General features: G+C 64.1%; 13 protein-coding genes and 1 pseudogene. 7 read left to right on the plus strand and 7 right to left on the minus strand.

Features of this window, described 5'->3' with window-relative positions; all coding sequences use genetic code 11:
* Positions 1-67: 67 nt before the first annotated feature.
* Positions 68-1,276, minus strand: coding sequence for an ROK family transcriptional regulator (locus G5V57_RS24685; protein ID WP_165170355.1), 1,209 nt, complete (start codon positions 1,274-1,276; stop codon positions 68-70).
* Between the two features lie 315 nt (positions 1,277-1,591).
* Between G5V57_RS24685 and G5V57_RS24690 the strand changes: the two are divergent.
* From G5V57_RS24690 to G5V57_RS24720, 7 genes and pseudogenes are all read left to right on the plus strand, one after another.
* A pseudogene (locus tag G5V57_RS24690) lies at positions 1,592-3,161 on the plus strand (ABC transporter substrate-binding protein).
* Between the two features lie 27 nt (positions 3,162-3,188).
* A complete protein-coding gene (locus G5V57_RS24695; RefSeq protein WP_165170357.1) occupies positions 3,189-4,172 on the plus strand; it encodes an ABC transporter permease in 984 nt (327 codons plus the stop codon).
* The gene (locus tag G5V57_RS24700; RefSeq protein WP_165170359.1) at positions 4,169-5,071 is read left to right on the plus strand and encodes an ABC transporter permease; all 903 of its coding nucleotides are present in this window, start codon (positions 4,169-4,171) and stop codon (positions 5,069-5,071) included. Before G5V57_RS24695 ends, G5V57_RS24700 begins: the two co-directional genes overlap by 4 nt.
* Positions 5,068-5,880: an ABC transporter ATP-binding protein gene (locus G5V57_RS24705; protein WP_165170361.1), complete on the plus strand. Its 813-nt coding sequence runs from the start codon at positions 5,068-5,070 to the stop codon at positions 5,878-5,880. Before G5V57_RS24700 ends, G5V57_RS24705 begins: the two co-directional genes overlap by 4 nt.
* Positions 5,877-6,809, plus strand: a complete 933-nt coding sequence (locus G5V57_RS24710; protein ID WP_165170363.1) for an ABC transporter ATP-binding protein — start codon at positions 5,877-5,879, stop codon at positions 6,807-6,809. The genes G5V57_RS24705 and G5V57_RS24710 overlap by 4 nt, the downstream gene beginning before the upstream one ends.
* A gap of 8 nt (positions 6,810-6,817) precedes the next feature.
* On the plus strand, positions 6,818-7,294 hold the full coding sequence (locus G5V57_RS24715; RefSeq protein WP_165170365.1) for a GNAT family N-acetyltransferase: 477 nt from the start codon (positions 6,818-6,820) through the stop codon (positions 7,292-7,294).
* 23 nt (positions 7,295-7,317) lie between these two features.
* On the plus strand, positions 7,318-9,255 hold the full coding sequence (locus G5V57_RS24720; protein WP_165170367.1) for a beta-N-acetylhexosaminidase: 1,938 nt from the start codon (positions 7,318-7,320) through the stop codon (positions 9,253-9,255).
* A 6-nt stretch (positions 9,256-9,261) separates the two neighbouring features.
* Here G5V57_RS24720 and G5V57_RS24725 read toward each other — a convergent pair whose 3' ends face one another.
* The 6 genes from G5V57_RS24725 to G5V57_RS24745 form a co-directional block, all read right to left on the minus strand.
* A complete protein-coding gene (locus G5V57_RS24725) occupies positions 9,262-10,488 on the minus strand; it encodes an amidohydrolase (RefSeq protein WP_371744613.1) in 1,227 nt (408 codons plus the stop codon).
* The gene (locus tag G5V57_RS35370; protein WP_371744614.1) at positions 10,382-10,933 is read right to left on the minus strand and encodes an amidohydrolase family protein; all 552 of its coding nucleotides are present in this window, start codon (positions 10,931-10,933) and stop codon (positions 10,382-10,384) included. The genes G5V57_RS24725 and G5V57_RS35370 overlap by 107 nt, the downstream gene beginning before the upstream one ends.
* A 276-nt stretch (positions 10,934-11,209) precedes the next feature.
* A complete protein-coding gene (locus G5V57_RS24730) occupies positions 11,210-11,986 on the minus strand; it encodes an ABC transporter ATP-binding protein (protein ID WP_165170369.1) in 777 nt (258 codons plus the stop codon).
* Between the two features lie 4 nt (positions 11,987-11,990).
* Positions 11,991-12,764: an ABC transporter permease gene (locus tag G5V57_RS24735; RefSeq protein WP_165170371.1), complete on the minus strand. Its 774-nt coding sequence runs from the start codon at positions 12,762-12,764 to the stop codon at positions 11,991-11,993.
* Positions 12,761-13,936, minus strand: coding sequence for an alanine racemase (gene alr / locus G5V57_RS24740; RefSeq protein WP_165170373.1), 1,176 nt, complete (start codon positions 13,934-13,936; stop codon positions 12,761-12,763). Before alr ends, G5V57_RS24735 begins: the two co-directional genes overlap by 4 nt.
* Before the next feature lie 61 nt (positions 13,937-13,997).
* Positions 13,998-15,170 carry an MFS transporter gene (locus G5V57_RS24745; protein WP_165170375.1) on the minus strand — a complete coding sequence of 391 codons (1,173 nt, stop codon included), beginning with the start codon at positions 15,168-15,170 and terminating at the stop codon, positions 13,998-14,000.
* Positions 15,171-15,365: the final 195 nt, after the last annotated feature.

Below are 15,365 nucleotides of genomic sequence, written 5' to 3' on the forward strand. Positions count from 1 at the left end.
CCATGCCGCTCAATACGCAGCCGGATGCCCTGATTTTACCGGCGATCACGGGCAAGTGAACAAGAACTCAACCGCGCGGCTTGAGCAGGACATCGAAGCGTGGGGCGAATTCGCCGAAGATGGGAAGGGCGGCGGCCCCCAGCACCGATGTCTCACGCCCGGTCGCGCCGATCAGAACGCGCGGGATACCCCGCGCGCCACCGCTGGCGCTGACCGAAAGCGGCAAGGGCTCTAGCCGCGCCACCAGCCGCTCGATGATCTCCACCGGCATGAAGCCACCGAGCACGACGGTTTCGGGATCGAGCGTCAACTCCAGCGTATTGATGGCCTGGCGCAAGGGTTCGACAGCGGAGTTGATCCACGCCTCGATCCGCTCATCGCCCTGAGCTTGGAGATCTTCGAGCAGCTTCGGCGAGGCGTGGTCTGCGTCGGGAAGCTCGAGGAAGTCATAGGCCGCGCGCAGCGACACATAGCGCTCGAGGCAGCCGCGCTTGCCGCAGGCACAGGCGAGACCATTCGGATTGACCACCAGATGGCCGATCTCGCCGGCATTGTGGCCGCTGCCTTTGTAGAGATGGCCGTCAAGGAAAAGGCCGGCGCCGAGGCCGGTGCCGATGAAGAGATAGACGAAACTTCCGATTTGGCGGGCCACGCCATGAAGTTTTTCGCCGATGGCGGCGGCGGTCGCGTCGTTCTCGACGATCACCGGCAGCCCGGTCAGCCTTTCGAGCTCGGCCGCGATCGGGAAATCCTGCCAACCGGGCAGGGCGGTCGGGCCGACGGAGGTGAGGCCCTGGACGCCGAAGGGGCCCGGCATAGCGAGGCCGACGCCGAGCAGCTTGCCGCGGGCGGCGGGAAAGCACCGGGTGAGCTCCTCCACCGTTTCCGCCAGAGCGGGCAGGGCATCGGCCGGGACGGGCCGGTCGACCATCTTCTCGACCCGGGCGCGGATGAGCCCCGACAGATCTGTGACGACGCCGATCAGCAATTGGTGATCGAGCTGCAATCCGATCGAATAGGCGCCATCCGGGTCGATCGAATAGGGCACCGCCGGCTGGCCGCGCACCGGTTTACCGGCGGGCTCGGCCTTGAGGAAGCGGGCCTTTTCCAGCTCCTCGACGATGTTGGAGATGGTCTGGGAGCTCAGCGCCGTCAGCCGGGCGATGTCGGCGCGCGAAATGGCGCCATTGAGCCGGATCGCCTCGATCACCACGCGGCGATTATGCGACTTGGCCTGTTCGAGATTGGTACCGGCAAGTGCGTTTCTGGTCTTCATGGCAGGCATTTCAGAGGGTGTAACGGATTGTGCATGGATCATCCACAATAATCAAATCAACTTGAATTAATAAAAACAGCGTGTTTAACTTGGGGTTCAAGAAGCAGGGAAACCGTCGTCGTGAATTAGACCAAGCCACATCCAATGGGAGGACATCTGGACATGCGTGCAGACACGAAAACCCATCTTTGGTTCAGCCGGCCGTCATTCGTTTCGACCTCGACTTTCATCGCCGCGACCGCTTTCGGTGCCGCACTTCTCACCACAAGCTTCCTGACGCAGTCGCGGTCCGCCGCCGCAGAGGCGGTGCTCACCATGCACATAGAAGAGCAGACGAGCTGGGTGCAGAACTTCAATCCGTTCGATCTCGCCGGCCGGCGCCAGAGCACCATGGAGTTCATCTACGAACCTCTGGTCATCTTCAACGCCGATCAGGGCGGCAAGCCGATTTTCCGTCTCGCCACCGGCATGAAGTTCTCCGACGACCTCAAGACGCTGACCTTCACCATGCGCGAGGGCGTGAAATGGTCGGACGGCAAGCCGCTCACCGTCGATGACGTGAAATATACGCTCGACCTGATGCTGCAGAATCCCGCCGTCGATACGATCGGCGCCGGCGCGCTGATCAGTTCGGTCGAGATCGTCTCGCCGACCGAGTTCAAGCTCAATCTCAAGGATGTCGACACGCAAATCCCGGAGACCTTGCAGCGTTTGCCCGTGGTGCCCGCCCACATATGGAAAGACATCAAGGACCCGCTCGCCTTCACCAATGAAAAGCCGGTGGGCTCGGGGCCGATGACCGAAGTGCGCCGCTTCACCCCTCAGGTCTATGAGCAGTGCCGCAATCCGCATTATTGGGATGCGGACACGCTCAAGGTCGATTGCCTGAAATTCCCGCAGATCGCCGGCAACGAGCAGATGCTGGCCTATCTCCCCCTCGGGCGAGCTCGACTGGTTAGGCTCCTTCCTGCCCGATATCGACAAGACCTATGTGGCGCTCGATCCCGAGCACAATGGCTATTGGCAGCCGCCCGATGCGACGGTCTCCTATCAGATGAATTTGAAGACCGATAAGCCCGGCAATGCCGCGGCCTTCAACGATCTCGCCTTCCGGCGCGCCTTCAGCCTGTCTCTCGACCGCAAGTCGATGGTCGACATCGCGGGCTATGGCTACCCCAAGGCAGCCGAGCATGCGAGCGGCCTGCCGCCGCGCTTCGAGGCCTGGCGCAATCCGGAGGCCGAGAAGACGCAGGACGAATGGATGGCCTTCGACGTCGACAAGGTGAACAAGGTGCTCGATGAAGCCGGCTACAAGAAGGGCGGCGACGGTTTCCGCGCGACACCCAAGGGCGAGGCGATCGCCTTCGCGATCATCGTGCCCAATGGCTGGACCGACTGGATCGACGCGGCGCAGATCGCGGTCGAGGGCCTGCGCAAGGCCGGCATCAACGCCTCCGTCACGACGCCCGAATATGAGCAATGGCGCAAGCAGATTATCGAAGGCAGCTTCGATGTCGTGCTGCAGTCGCGTCAGGACGGGGCGACGCCCTTCACGGCCTTCTACAATGCGCTGGCCGGCGTGAATGCCGGGCGCACGGCGGAAGCCGCGTCGCGCTACGATAATGCCGAGCTCGATGCGCTCTTCGCCGAATTCCGCAAGGCCACGGATGATGCCAAGCGCCATGAGCTTTTCGACAAGATCCAGCTCATCGTCGCCGACAACATGCCGGTGGTGCCCGCCTATAATGGGCCGATCTGGTATCAATATTCGAGCAAGCGCTTCACCGGATGGGTCACCAAGGACGAGCCGGTGATGAATCCGGAGGATCACGACCTTAACAGCATGAGGCTGATCCATCTCCTGCGCCTCAAGCCGGTGCAATAGGAGGGCGGGTCAAGAGAATCGCAGGCGATGCGACTGTCATCCCGCCGGCTCGCGGTCTATGGCGTGGCGTTCCTCTTCGCCATCGTGATGAATTTCACGGTGCCGAGGCTGATGCCGGGCAGTCCCGTCGATGCGATGATCGCGCAACTGGGGCAACGCGCCACTCCGGCCGCCATCGAGGCGATCAAGGCGCGCTTCGGCGCGGTGGAGCAGCCGATCTGGTGGCAGTTCCTTGACTACCTCAAGGGACTTGCCACTTTCGATCTCGGCGTCTCGGTGAAATACTACCCCCAGACAGTCACCGAGGTTCTGGCCCGCTCGGCGGGATGGACGGCGCTTCTCGTCCTCACCGCCATCCTCTTCTCGCTTTGTGTCGGCGTGCTCCTCGGCGCATACGCTGCCTGGCGGCGCGGCGGACGCTTCGACACCTTCGTTTCGCCCTTCGCCTTCGTGCTCATCGCCGTGCCGCCGGTCATCGTGGCGCTTACGACGTTGTTCGTCTTCGGCGTGTCGCTGCGCTGGCTGCCGGTCGGCTATGCCTATCATCCCGATCTCGATCCCGCTCTCGATTTCCGCTTCTTCGGCAGCGTCTTCCTGCATGCGATCATGCCGGTGCTGACGCTGTCGACCCATCTCATCGGCGAATTCCAGTCCACCATGCGCTCGAGCATGATCTCCGTCTTGGGCGAGGACTATGTCACCATGGGCCGCGCCAAGGGCCTGAGCGAAACGGCGGTGATGTTCAGCTATGCCGCCCGCAACGCCATGCTGCCGGTGCTCACCAATCTGGCGTTGATGCTCGGTGTCGTCTTCGGCGGCTCGATCGTCATCGAGATCGTCTTCAACTATCCGGGCCTCGGTCTCACTCTCTTCACCGCCAGCGTGGCGCGCGACTATCCGGTCATTCAGGGCCAGTTGCTCCTGATGACGCTCGCCACGCTCATCGCCAATCTCCTGGTCGACATCGTCTATGGCCTGGTCGATCCGCGCATCCGCGAGGCTCCCGCATGATGCCGGCGATGACGATCCTGCTGCGCCAGAAGAAGCCGGTCTTCGGCCTCATGATCGTCGGTGTGCTGTGCCTGTTGGCGCTCATGGCGCCGGTGCTGGCACCGGGCGATCCGGCCGAGCGGGTGGGTCGCTCGCACCAGCCGCCCAGCATCGAGCATGTGTTCGGCACCACCAAGATGGGCCGCGATGTCTTCAGCCAGTTCATCTGGGGCGCCAGGAGCTCGCTCGCCGTCGGCTTCGCCACCGGCCTCTTCATCACGGCGCTCGGCACGATCATTGGGCTCGTCGCCGGTTATTTCGGTGGCCGCATCGACGGCACGCTCGATCTTTTCACCAATGCGGTGCTCGTTATCCCCAATATACCACTTCTGATCCTGCTGGCGTCCTTCGCCGGAACGGTCGGGCCATTGATGATCATGACCATCATCGCGCTCACCTCCTGGCCCTGGGGGGCCCGCATGACGCGCTCGCAGACGCTGGCGCTCAAGAACCGCGACTTCGTCGTCGCCGCGCGCATGATCGGCGAGCCGGCCTGGCGCGTCATTTTCGTCGAGATCCTGCCCAATCTCCTGCCGCTCATCGGCATCAACATCGTCGGCAGCGTCATCTATGCGATCATCGCCCAGACCACGCTCGAATATCTGGGCTTCGGCGATCCCTTGCGCGTCACCTGGGGCACCATGCTCTACAATGCGCAGAATGCCTCCGCCATCATGGTCGGCGCCTGGTGGGACATCGCCGCACCCTGTATTGGTATCGCGCTTGTGGGATTGGGCCTGGCGCTCCTCAACTTCACCTTCGACGAGATCGCCAATCCGCAATTACGCTCAGGTCCCGCCTTGAGCCGCTGGCTCGGCCTCGACCGGCGTCGTCGCCGTCTCCTGGAGCGGGCGTCATGAGCGAGGCCTTGCTGCAGATCCGCAATCTCAGCGTCGATTATCTTCTCGATGTCGGCGCCTTCCAGGCGGTGCGCAACGTCTCCTTCGACATCGGGCGCGGCGAGATCTTCGGATTGGCGGGAGAATCGGGTTGCGGCAAGAGCACGATCGCTTATGCGATCACGCGGTTGTCCAAGCCGCCGGCCTGGGTGACGGAGGGCGAGATCCTGCTTGACGGCGTCGACCTTCTCAGGCTTCCCGAGGCCGAGTTGCAGAAAGTACGCTGGCGGCGCATCGGCATGGTGTTCCAGAGCGCCATGAATTCCCTTAATCCGCTGATGCGGGTCGAGGCGCAGTTCCATGACGTGCTGCATCGGCATGGCAATACGACACGTACCCAGTCGTACGCCCGGGCCGAGGAGATGTTCCGTCTGGTCGGCATCCCGTCCTCACGGCTCAGCGACTATCCGCACCAATTCTCGGGCGGCATGCGCCAGCGCATCGTCATCGCGATCTGCTTGGCGCTCAACCCCGAACTCATCATCATGGATGAGCCGACGACGGCCCTCGATGTCGTGGTGCAGCGCGAGATCCTGGAGCAGATCGTCGACCTTCAGCGCGCCCGCGACTTCTCCGTCCTGTTCATAACCCATGATCTGCATCTGATGGCGCAGCTCTGCCACCGCATCGGCATCATGCTGAAGGGCGAGCTGGTCGAGACCGGCACGGTGCGCGAGATCAGCCGCTTGCCTCGCCATGCTTATACGCGCAAGCTCTGGGGCGCGATCCCGTCCTTGCCGCAGCATCGCCGGGCCGGGGTCCCCGCATGACCATCATGCAGGAGATCACCACGGATAGCGATCAGCGCCAGCCCATCATCACGCTCCAAGGCATCACCCGGTCCTTTGGTCCGGTGCAGGCCCTGCGTGGTATCTCGCTCGCCTTGAAGCCCGGCCGCGCTCTGGCGCTAGTGGGGGAATCGGGCTGCGGCAAGACGAGCTGTGCCCGCATCATCGCGCGCATGGACCGGCCGAGCACGGGCGATCTCTATTTCCGTGGCCGGCAATTCACCTCGTCGCAAAGCTCGGAGGACGAGAAGACTTATCGCCGCGCCGTGCAGATGGTGTTCCAGGATCCCTTCGCCGCGCTCAATCCTGTCTTCACCGTCGCCCATCATCTGGCGCGCCCAATGCTGCTGCACGGTCACGCAAAGACACGCAGTGAGGTCGCTGCGCGTGTCGCGGCACTCCTCGCCAGCGTCGATCTCGAAGGGCAATCGACGGCGGGGAAGTTCCCGCATGAATTGTCAGGAGGCCAGCGCCAGCGCGTTAACATCGCCCGCGCGCTCGCGGTCGAGCCCGATGTACTGGTCGCCGACGAGCCGACCTCGATGCTCGACGTGTCGATCCGCCTCGGCATTCTCGAGCTTCTGTCCGAGATCAAACGCCAGCGTAATCTGGCGCTGCTCTACATTACTCACGACATCGCCACAGCCGCCCATGTCGCCGAAGAGATGATCGTGATGTTCGCCGGGCAGATGATCGAATGGGGCGACACGCGGACGATCATCGCCGAGGCGCGCCACCCTTATACGCGTCTGCTTCTCTCCGCCGTGCCCGATCCCGATCGGCCCTTCGTCCCGGGCGAAAGCGTTGAATTCCTGCGCCATGCCGAGGCCATTCGCAAAGTGAGCCGGGACGCGTCCGCCGCCATCGAGCAGATAGGCCCCAATCACTTCACCCGCAGCGTCACCCTCTGAGCAGCATCATGGACCTTCTCGTTCGCCTCTATGCCCTCGAGCCCAAGCCGCAGCTCGCCGCCAAACTGGCGAAGAAGGGCATCGTGATCCGCCGCGTCCTGGCGCCCGAGCTGGCGCCGGTCACGCGCTGGATCGGGGAAAGTTTCGGGGCCGGCTGGGCGGGAGAGGCGACGGTGAGTTTCGCGCGCCAGCCGCCATCCTGCTTCATCGCGATCCGCAAGAACCAGCCTGTCGGCTTCGCCTGCTACGACGCGACCGCGCGCGGCTTCTTCGGTCCGACCGGGGTGGATGAGGCGGCACGCGGCCAGGGCATCGGCCAGACGCTGCTGCTCGCCTGCCTCTTCGACATGCTGGCGCAAGGCTATGCCTATGCGATCATCGGTGATGTCGGGCCGGTCGATTTTTATGCCCGCACCGTCGGCGCCACGCGCATTGCGGGCTCGACCCCCGGCATCTTCGCCGGCCGCCTCAGACCCACCGACTGAACCCACGAACCTGAAGGAAAGCCATGGCTCCCGACGCCAAATCACTATTCCGGCTCGACACGCAATGGACGGCCGCAACCGCGTCCGAGCGCGCGGTCTATGCCTTGATCCTCACCAATCTCTCATCCGCACCGGTCAAGGATTTCCTTCTGTGCTTCAGCGGCCCGGCCCGCATCGATCCCGCCGCCGAGATCGAGAATGGCAGGCTTCATGTGCGCCTCTCCAACCACACCGAGCTCAGCCCGCCGGACGGCTTCGTGCTGGAGCCCGGCGCCTCCTGGCGCGTCGTCGCGCGTGGTGTCAGCTATCCGCTGTGCCACTGGAGCGATGGCGCCACCACCGCTTATCTCGCCTTCGCCGATCTCACCACGCTGTCGGTGCGTGCGATGCCGACGCGGAGCACGAGCGACAATGCGCCGCTGCGCAACAATGTCGAAGCCTATCCGGTGCCCGAGACGGTACCGGCGCCGGTTTCGATCATTCCCTGGCCCGAGCATGTGGCGGTGAGCGAGCGCCGTGCGGTACCGAAGGGGCTGGCGCTCAAAGGCAACAGCACGCAAGCGAACGGAGCGATCGCGGCCTTCGGCGATCTCGTCCGCCATCTCTTCCCGGCCGAGGCCTTGCTGCGGCCGCCGGAGGAGGGGGGCTATACGGTCGATCTCAAGCACGCGGAGGGACTTGGACCAGAGGCCTACAGCTTGCGTTTCCTGCCGGTTGGCGCAACCCTCAGGGCCTCGACGCAAAGCGGCTTCCTCTACGGTCTCGTTACCCTCGGCCAAGTCCTGCGCGGCGCGCGGCAATATCCGGAGACCTTCCTGTTCCCTGGTGTGGGCCAGATCAGCGACCGGCCGGCCTATGGCTGGCGCGGCACTCATCTCGATGTGGCGCGGCAATTCTATGCCGCCGACGAAGTGAGGCAGTTTCTTCGCATCCTCGCCTGGAACAAGCTCAACCGGTTTCACTGGCATCTGACCGATGACGAGGCCTGGCGCATCGAGAGTTCCGCTTATCCCGAGCTGAACTCGATCGGCGCCTGGCGCGGCCACGGCTTGCCTATTCCGCCACTCTTCGGATCATCGCCCGAGCCGTCGGGCGGGTACTATTCGAAGGATGTCATTCGCGGCATGGTGACGTTTGCGGCCGACCTCGGCATCGACATCGTGCCCGAGATCGATGTGCCCGGCCATTGCTTCGCCGCCCAGCAGTCTTTGCCCTGGCTGCATGATCCGCACGAGACGGGCGAATACTTCTCCATCCAGGGCTATCCCAACAACTGCATCAATCCTGCTGGCGAGGAGACCTATCGCTTCATGGAGACGGTTCTGGACGAGCTTATCGAGCTCTTTCCCTCACGCACCATTCATGTCGGCGCCGATGAAGTGCCGGCCGATGCCTGGAGCCGCTCGCCGCAGGCCAAGGCCAAGCTCGCCGAATTGCAGGGCTCCGGGCGAGCGGAACTGCAGGCGCATTTCCTGCGCCGCGTGCAGGCCCATCTCACCGCCAGGGGCCGCATCACCGGCGCCTGGGAAGAGGCCGCCCATGGCGGCGGCATCGACAAGGCGAACTGCTATCTCAATGGCTGGCACTCGGTTGAGATCAACGCCAAGCTCGCGGAGGAGGGCTATGACATCGTCGTCTGCCCGGCGCAGGTCTATTATCTCGACATGGCGCATAGCGCCGAATGGGCTGAGCCCGGCGCTTCCTGGGCCGGCTGGTCGAGCCTCGAGAAGACGTATGCGTTCGATCCGGCCGCCGGCTGGAGCGACGCGCAGAAGCGTCATCTGCTGGGTGTCCAGACCTGCATCTGGTCGGAGCCGATGACCGACCGGCGCGTCTTCAACCGTCTCGTCTTCCCGCGGATATCGGCGATGGCCGAGACGGGCTGGACGAAGAGCGAGGCGAAGTCCTGGCCGCGTTTCAGGGCATTGGCCGGGCTGATGCCGGCGCTCTATCCGCGATGAGGCTTGTCAAACGTCCGCTTCGAAAGTCACGCGTCCGTCGCAAATGGTGACGGCGGGCTTGATCCTGGCCAAGTCCTCCGCCCGCGTCGTTTCGAGGTCGCCATCATAGACCACCACATCAGCAAGAAGCCCCTCGACGAGGCGGCCCTTCTTGGCTTCGGCGAACTCGGTATAGGCGCTGTCGGACGTGAAGGCGGCGGCCGCGTCCATGAAGCTCTGGCGCTGTGGTGGGCAGTCGGGGGCGATCGGCGACTGCGTCATCGCCGACTGCATGCCCTGCAACGGATCGAGCGGCGAGATCGGCCAGTCGGAGGAGAAACTGATATGGGCGCCGGCTTCGCGCAAAGTCTGCCAGGCATAGGAATAAGGCAGCTTCTTCCCGATGCGCTCGCGGCAGGGCTCTTCCGGCACGCCCGGAACGCCGAGACCCACTATCGGCTGCAGCGAGGCGACGACGCCCAATTCTTTGAGCCGCGGAATATCGGCGGGATCGATCACCTCGATATGCTCGATGCGATGGCGGGAGTCGCGCGTGCCGTTCACCTTCCGCGCAAACTCATAACCATCGAGCGTGCGCCTCACCGCGGCATCGCCGATCGCATGCACGCTGATCTGCAGCCCGTTCCGGTCGGCGCGCGCCGCGACCTCGTTGAACTGGTCGGCCGTGAAAAGCGCGAAGCCGCGCTCGCCCGGATGGTTGGGATAGTCGTCGAGCATCAGCGCCGTCATGGATTCGATCACACCGTCCATGAAGATCTTGACGCGGCCCGAATAGAGCATGTCGTCATTGTAGCGCGCCCGCATCTCGACCGCCTCGTCGACGCGCTCGGTGGCGAAGAAGTTCTTCTGATGCCAGGGCACCTGCACGCGGCAGACGAGATCGCCTTCCTGGCGCAGCGCGTCGAGCAGCTCGAGCTGATAATAATTGCCGTCCATGTTGTGGATGGAGGTGATGCCGAGCGAGGCGCAGTATTTGAGGCCGCGCTTGAGGGCCGCCATGTCGGCGCGCCGGTCCCCCTCGCTCGCCGGCGGCACCGGATTCTCACCGGTGGTCATCCCGAGCGACTCGCGCCCCTGGGTCGGGGTGAGCGCGAAGACGGGGCCATAGGCCGCCGGCTCCTTGAGCTCACCGGCGGCGAGCCCGTCCGCCCCCATGACGATTTCGTTGCCGGGCGGGAGGGCCTTGCCGTGGAGGATGCCCGCCGCTTTCAGCGCCGCGGTATTGGCCCACACGGTGTGATGGTCGAAGCAGCACAGGATGAAGGGGGCGGTCGGGCAGGACCTGGTCGAGATCCTGGCGGGTGATGATGCCGGTCGGCCGGATGGTCATGTAGTTCGCGCCATTGGCGACGATGATCTTGTCGTCGGGGCGCTTGGCCGAATAAGCACGCACCGCCCGGGTCAGGGCCTCGATGCCTTCGAGTCCCGTGACCATGAGGCTGTCGAGCTCGACCGAGCCCATGAAGATATGCATATGGCTCTCGATCATGCCGGGAAGCACCGTCTTGCCGCGCGCATCGATCACCCGCGTATGCGGGGCCTTGAGCCCCGCGATATCGTCCTGCCTTCCGACCGCGAGCAGCCGGTTCCCGGCGATCGCCAGCGCTTCAGCGCGCGGCAACGCCTTGTCCATGGTCAGGATTTTGGCATTGGTGATGATGATATCGGCTGTCGGCATAGTCCGTCCTGGCTGAAAAAGGGGCTCGAAATTGCCCGCTTGATATTCTTATAGCAAGACCCCACACTATGGCTGGTTTCAACAATCGAAAGGAGGTGATCCGATGTCGAGTGAGTTCACTGCGTTTGTCACGCTCGTGCGGGTCGCAGCGGAGGCTCCTTGCCTTTCCTGACGTTATCCGGATCGGGATGCTGACCAACGCATCTCACGGGAAGGGCCGCTCGCGCGGCCCTTCTTTTTGCCTCTTAGCCCGGCCATGACGAGTTGGGGAGACCCCTAAGCCTTCAAGATTTCCATCTGGATCGGCCCTTCGGCGCGGCCGTGGATGAACTGGTCGACAGAGGCGTTGCCGCTCTCGTCGACCGAGCTCGCCGGGCCCTGCCAGATGATCTCGCCCTTGTGGATCATGGCGATGCGGTCAGCGATCTTGCGGGCCGACGCCATGTCGTGGGTGATCGAGATGGTGGTGGCGCCGAGACGCTCCACGCAGTCGACGATCAGGTTGTTGATGACGTCCGCCATGATCGGATCGAGGCCGGTGGTCGGCTCGTCGAAGAAGATGATCTCGGGGTCGGCGGCGATGGCGCGGGCGAGGCCGACGCGTTTCTGCATGCCGCCCGACAGTTCCGCCGGGTGGAGCTGACCCACTTCGGGGCCGAGCCCCACCTGCCGCAGTTTCTCCATCGCGATATCCCGCGCCTGCTTGCGCGGCATGTTGCGGCCCTGGATGAGGCCGAAAGCGACATTCTCCCAGACGGGGAGGGAGTCGAAGAGAGCGCCCCCCTGGAACAGCATGCCGAAGCGCTGCAGGAAGGCGTCCCGGTCCTTGCCGGTGAGGCCGGTGACTTCCTTGCCGCCGATGCTGATCGAGCCCGAATCCGGACGCACGATGCCGAGGATGGACTTGATCATCACCGACTTGCCGGTGCCCGAACCGCCGATGACGACCAGCGACTGGGCTTTCGGCACGGTGAGATTGATGCCGTTGAGGACCTTCTTCGGTCCGAAGGCCTTGCGGACGTCCTTGAGGACTATGTAGTCGGTCTCGTCCATCAGATCACTCCGAGAACAACAGCGAGGTGAGGACGAAATTGGCGGCGAGGATAAGGATCGCCGAGCTTACCACCGCATTGGTGGTGGCGCGGCCGACACCTTGCGCGCCGCCTTTCGAATGAAAGCCGTGATAGCAGCCCATCAGCGTGATGATGAAGCCGAACACCGCCGCCTTGATGAGACCCGACATCACGTCGCCGAATTGCAGGAAGTCTGCCGTGCTCTTGATATAGGCGAAGGAGTTGAAGCCGAGCGAGCGGGTGCCGATGACATAGCCGCCCATGATGCCGATGATATCGGCAATGAAGACCAGGATCGGCAAGGTAATGACGCCGGCGAGGATGCGCGGGCCGACGAGATATTTGAACGGGTTGGTCGCGAGCGTCGTCAGAGCATCGATCTGCTCGGTGACCCGCATGGTGCCGAGCTCGGCGGCGATCGAGGCGCCGACGCGGCCCGCCACCATGAGACCGGCGAGCACGGGCCCCAGCTCACGGGTGATGCCGAGCGCCACGATGGTCGAAACGAGGCTTTCGGCGTTGAAGCGCGAGCCGCCGAGATAGATCTGCAGCGCGAGAGCGCCGCCGGTGAAGAAGGCGGTAAGGCCTACGACAGGCAGCGAGTTATAGCCAATCTTGAGCATCTGCTCGAAAATCTGGCGCACATAGATAGTGGGCGTCAGGCCCTGCACCAGCGCATCCTTGATGAAAAGGACAGTGCTGCCGATCTCGGTGAGGAGGGCCAGCACGACGCGGCCCAGATTGGCGAGGAAGTTCACGATAGGGGAGCCTTGGAGAGGTGCGATTCGGCCCCTGAATATAGACGGGTGAAGCGCTGACCTAAACGGGTGAGGAGTTCATAGGAGATGGTGCCAGCCCATTCTGCCGTTTCATCGATGGCAATATTACGGCCGATGAGTTCCGCTCTTGTTCCGCGCCTGCACAGATCTACCGGCACCTGCGTCACGTCGACCGCCATCATGTCCATCGAAACGCGCCCGATCACCGGACAACGGCGGTCGGCGATATAGACCTGGGCCGGGCCGTTGGTGGCCCGCGAGCTCAAGGAGCGCGGCACGCCGTCCTTGTAGCCGGCGCCCAATATCGCGATACGAGTCGGCCGCGTGGCCCGCCAGGTGGCGCCGTAGCCGACGCTTTCGCCGGCCTCGATTTCGCGCAGCTGCAACACGGTGCCCTGAAGATGCGCGACCGGCAGCATCGGATTGGCCGCCGGCGCCACCGGATTGCCGCCATAGAGCGCGATGCCGGGGCGCACCATGTCATGGGTGTAGTCGGGACCGAGGAAGATGCCGCTCGAATTGGCGAGGCTCGCCGGAATGCCGGGCAGGCGCCGGCGCAACGCCGAAAAGGCGGCATTCTGGCGGCCATTGAGCGGATGGCCCGGCTCGTCGGCACAAGCGAGATGGCTCATCAGCAAGGTGAGATTGAGCCGGGCGCTGATCTCATTGTCGCCGAGCAACGCCTCGAAGGCCGGACCTGAAAAGCCCAGGCGGTTGATGCCGGTATCGACATGGATGGCGCAGGGGAGGTTGCGGCCATATTCGGTGCCGAAGGCCGCCCATTCGCGTGCCTCTTCGACGGTGATGAGAGCGGGGCGCAGATCCTCGCGCGCATAGAATTCGGCCTGGCCCGGAAACAGGCCGTCCAGCACATAGATGACGGCCTCGCGCGGCAGGATTGACCTGAGCTCGCCGCCCTCCATTGGCCGCGCCACGAAGAAGGTGCGGCAACCTGCCGCCCACAGCGCTACCGCGACCTGCTCGACGCCCAGACCATAGGCATTGCCTTTGACCGCGGCCCCGCATTCGGCCGGGGCGGCCCTGGCGGCAAGCCGCTTCCAGTTTTCCTGGATGGCGGTGAGATCGACCGTCAGAACGGCGCCGGCCAGATCGGTGGGCGGCCCGCTGATATGGGCGTTGAACGAGCTCATCGCCTGCGCATAAAGCGTCAAACGGCCGGGGATGCAAGGATATATCGGTCAGACGCGTTAATCACGCGCTGACGGGTTTACGTGTGGTCTGGCGCCCGCGCAGCAGCGCCAGCGCCATTTCCGCGACGGCGAAGGCCAGCACGGCGGCGAGAAAGCCCGCTATGCCGACCGTCACGATCAGCCAGCCGCCAAGCACCGGAAAGCCGAAAATGCCGAAGAAATAGGCGATGACGAACCAGGTCAAGGCGGCGCTGCGGTGCTCAGGCGGCGCGTCATTGACGGCCTGTGTCTGGATGACTGTGTAGACGAGGCCATAGCCGAGGCCGAGCAGGATGGCGCTCGCGATCTGGACCGGCACCCCATAGACAAGGCCGAAGGCGGTCACGACGCCGAGGATCATCAGCGCCAGGAGAACGACGGACGCGCGATCGCCATCGGCGCGGTTGATCATCGGCGCCAGGACGAAGCGCGCCACCACCACGGTGACGGCATAGGCGGCGAAAAAGGTGCCGGCCTCGAGGCCGGTGCCGCGCACCAACGACGACTGGAAAGTAAGCATGCCGCTGAACACGCAGGCGCCGAGCCCCACCATGAGGATCGGATAGATCGCGCGCGAGGAGAGAAGCGCCGGCAGCGCGCGCATCCAGTTGCTGGTCTGCGCCCGCGCCTGGGAAGCTTGCGGCGACAAGGCTTCGAAGGTGAGGAGCAGGACGGCGGCGACGAGCGTGGCGCCGGCGATCACGCCGAAAGCGCCTCTGGTTGAGAGACCGAGATGCTCGACGAGCGCCGCCGCCACGATCGGGCTGAAGCCGATGCCCGCCATCTGGAAGGCGCCGAAGCGGGTGAACCAGAAGCCGCGATCCTGATCGGTGACGCGCTCCGAGAGCGCCATGGGCCCGGCGAGATAGAAGATGCCCCAGCCAAGCCCGATCAGGAAGCCGGCCAGCGCGATGAGCGGCGTCAATGTCGTGAGGAGCGCCAGAAAGCCATAGCCCGCCGCCACCGAGACGGCGCCCATGGCGCCCATGCGCGCCGCCTTGAGCTTCTTCGCATACCAGCCGACCAGCGGCACGCCGATAAGCGTGCCCGCCATCGCGCCCCCGAGCGTCGTGCTGGTGTCGATCTCGCTGCCGCCCAGGGCGCGGAAATGCTCAGTGAGCAGAAAGGTCGCGCCATAGCCGGCGGCGGTGAGGAGCGTGCCGACAAAGAGGAAATAAGCGTGCGATGCGCGCATGGATTCAGCCCGGTAGATGATGGGCCGACTATGGCTGCGATCGGCCACATGCGGTACGTCCACTTCCGGACAAGCGATGAAGTCCACTTAAACCAGGACCTATTGCAGCTCGGCTTCGGCGAGGATGGTCAGATCGCCATGACCGCGGAGGTATGTGACCGGCCAGGCTTCATCCTTCCGACCTCTGAGCAAGGC

This window comes from Nordella sp. HKS 07, from assembly GCF_011046735.1.
Taxonomy (GTDB): domain Bacteria; phylum Pseudomonadota; class Alphaproteobacteria; order Rhizobiales; family Aestuariivirgaceae; genus Taklimakanibacter.

Coding starts and splice junctions, on each gene's coding strand:
- G5V57_RS35370 (WP_371744614.1), bottom strand. CDS start 10,933: ATGCCGACAGCCGATATCATCATCACCAATGCCAAAATCCTGACCATG.
- G5V57_RS24705 (WP_165170361.1), top strand. CDS start 5,068: ATGAGCGAGGCCTTGCTGCAGATCCGCAATCTCAGCGTCGATTATCTT.
- G5V57_RS24685 (WP_165170355.1), bottom strand. CDS start 1,276: ATGAAGACCAGAAACGCACTTGCCGGTACCAATCTCGAACAGGCCAAG.
- G5V57_RS24715 (WP_165170365.1), top strand. CDS start 6,818: ATGGACCTTCTCGTTCGCCTCTATGCCCTCGAGCCCAAGCCGCAGCTC.
- G5V57_RS24730 (WP_165170369.1), bottom strand. CDS start 11,986: ATGGACGAGACCGACTACATAGTCCTCAAGGACGTCCGCAAGGCCTTC.
- G5V57_RS24710 (WP_165170363.1), top strand. CDS start 5,877: ATGACCATCATGCAGGAGATCACCACGGATAGCGATCAGCGCCAGCCC.
- G5V57_RS24720 (WP_165170367.1), top strand. CDS start 7,318: ATGGCTCCCGACGCCAAATCACTATTCCGGCTCGACACGCAATGGACG.
- G5V57_RS24745 (WP_165170375.1), bottom strand. CDS start 15,170: ATGCGCGCATCGCACGCTTATTTCCTCTTTGTCGGCACGCTCCTCACC.
- G5V57_RS24700 (WP_165170359.1), top strand. CDS start 4,169: ATGATGCCGGCGATGACGATCCTGCTGCGCCAGAAGAAGCCGGTCTTC.
- alr (WP_165170373.1), bottom strand. CDS start 13,936: ATGAGCTCGTTCAACGCCCATATCAGCGGGCCGCCCACCGATCTGGCC.
- G5V57_RS24695 (WP_165170357.1), top strand. CDS start 3,189: ATGCGACTGTCATCCCGCCGGCTCGCGGTCTATGGCGTGGCGTTCCTC.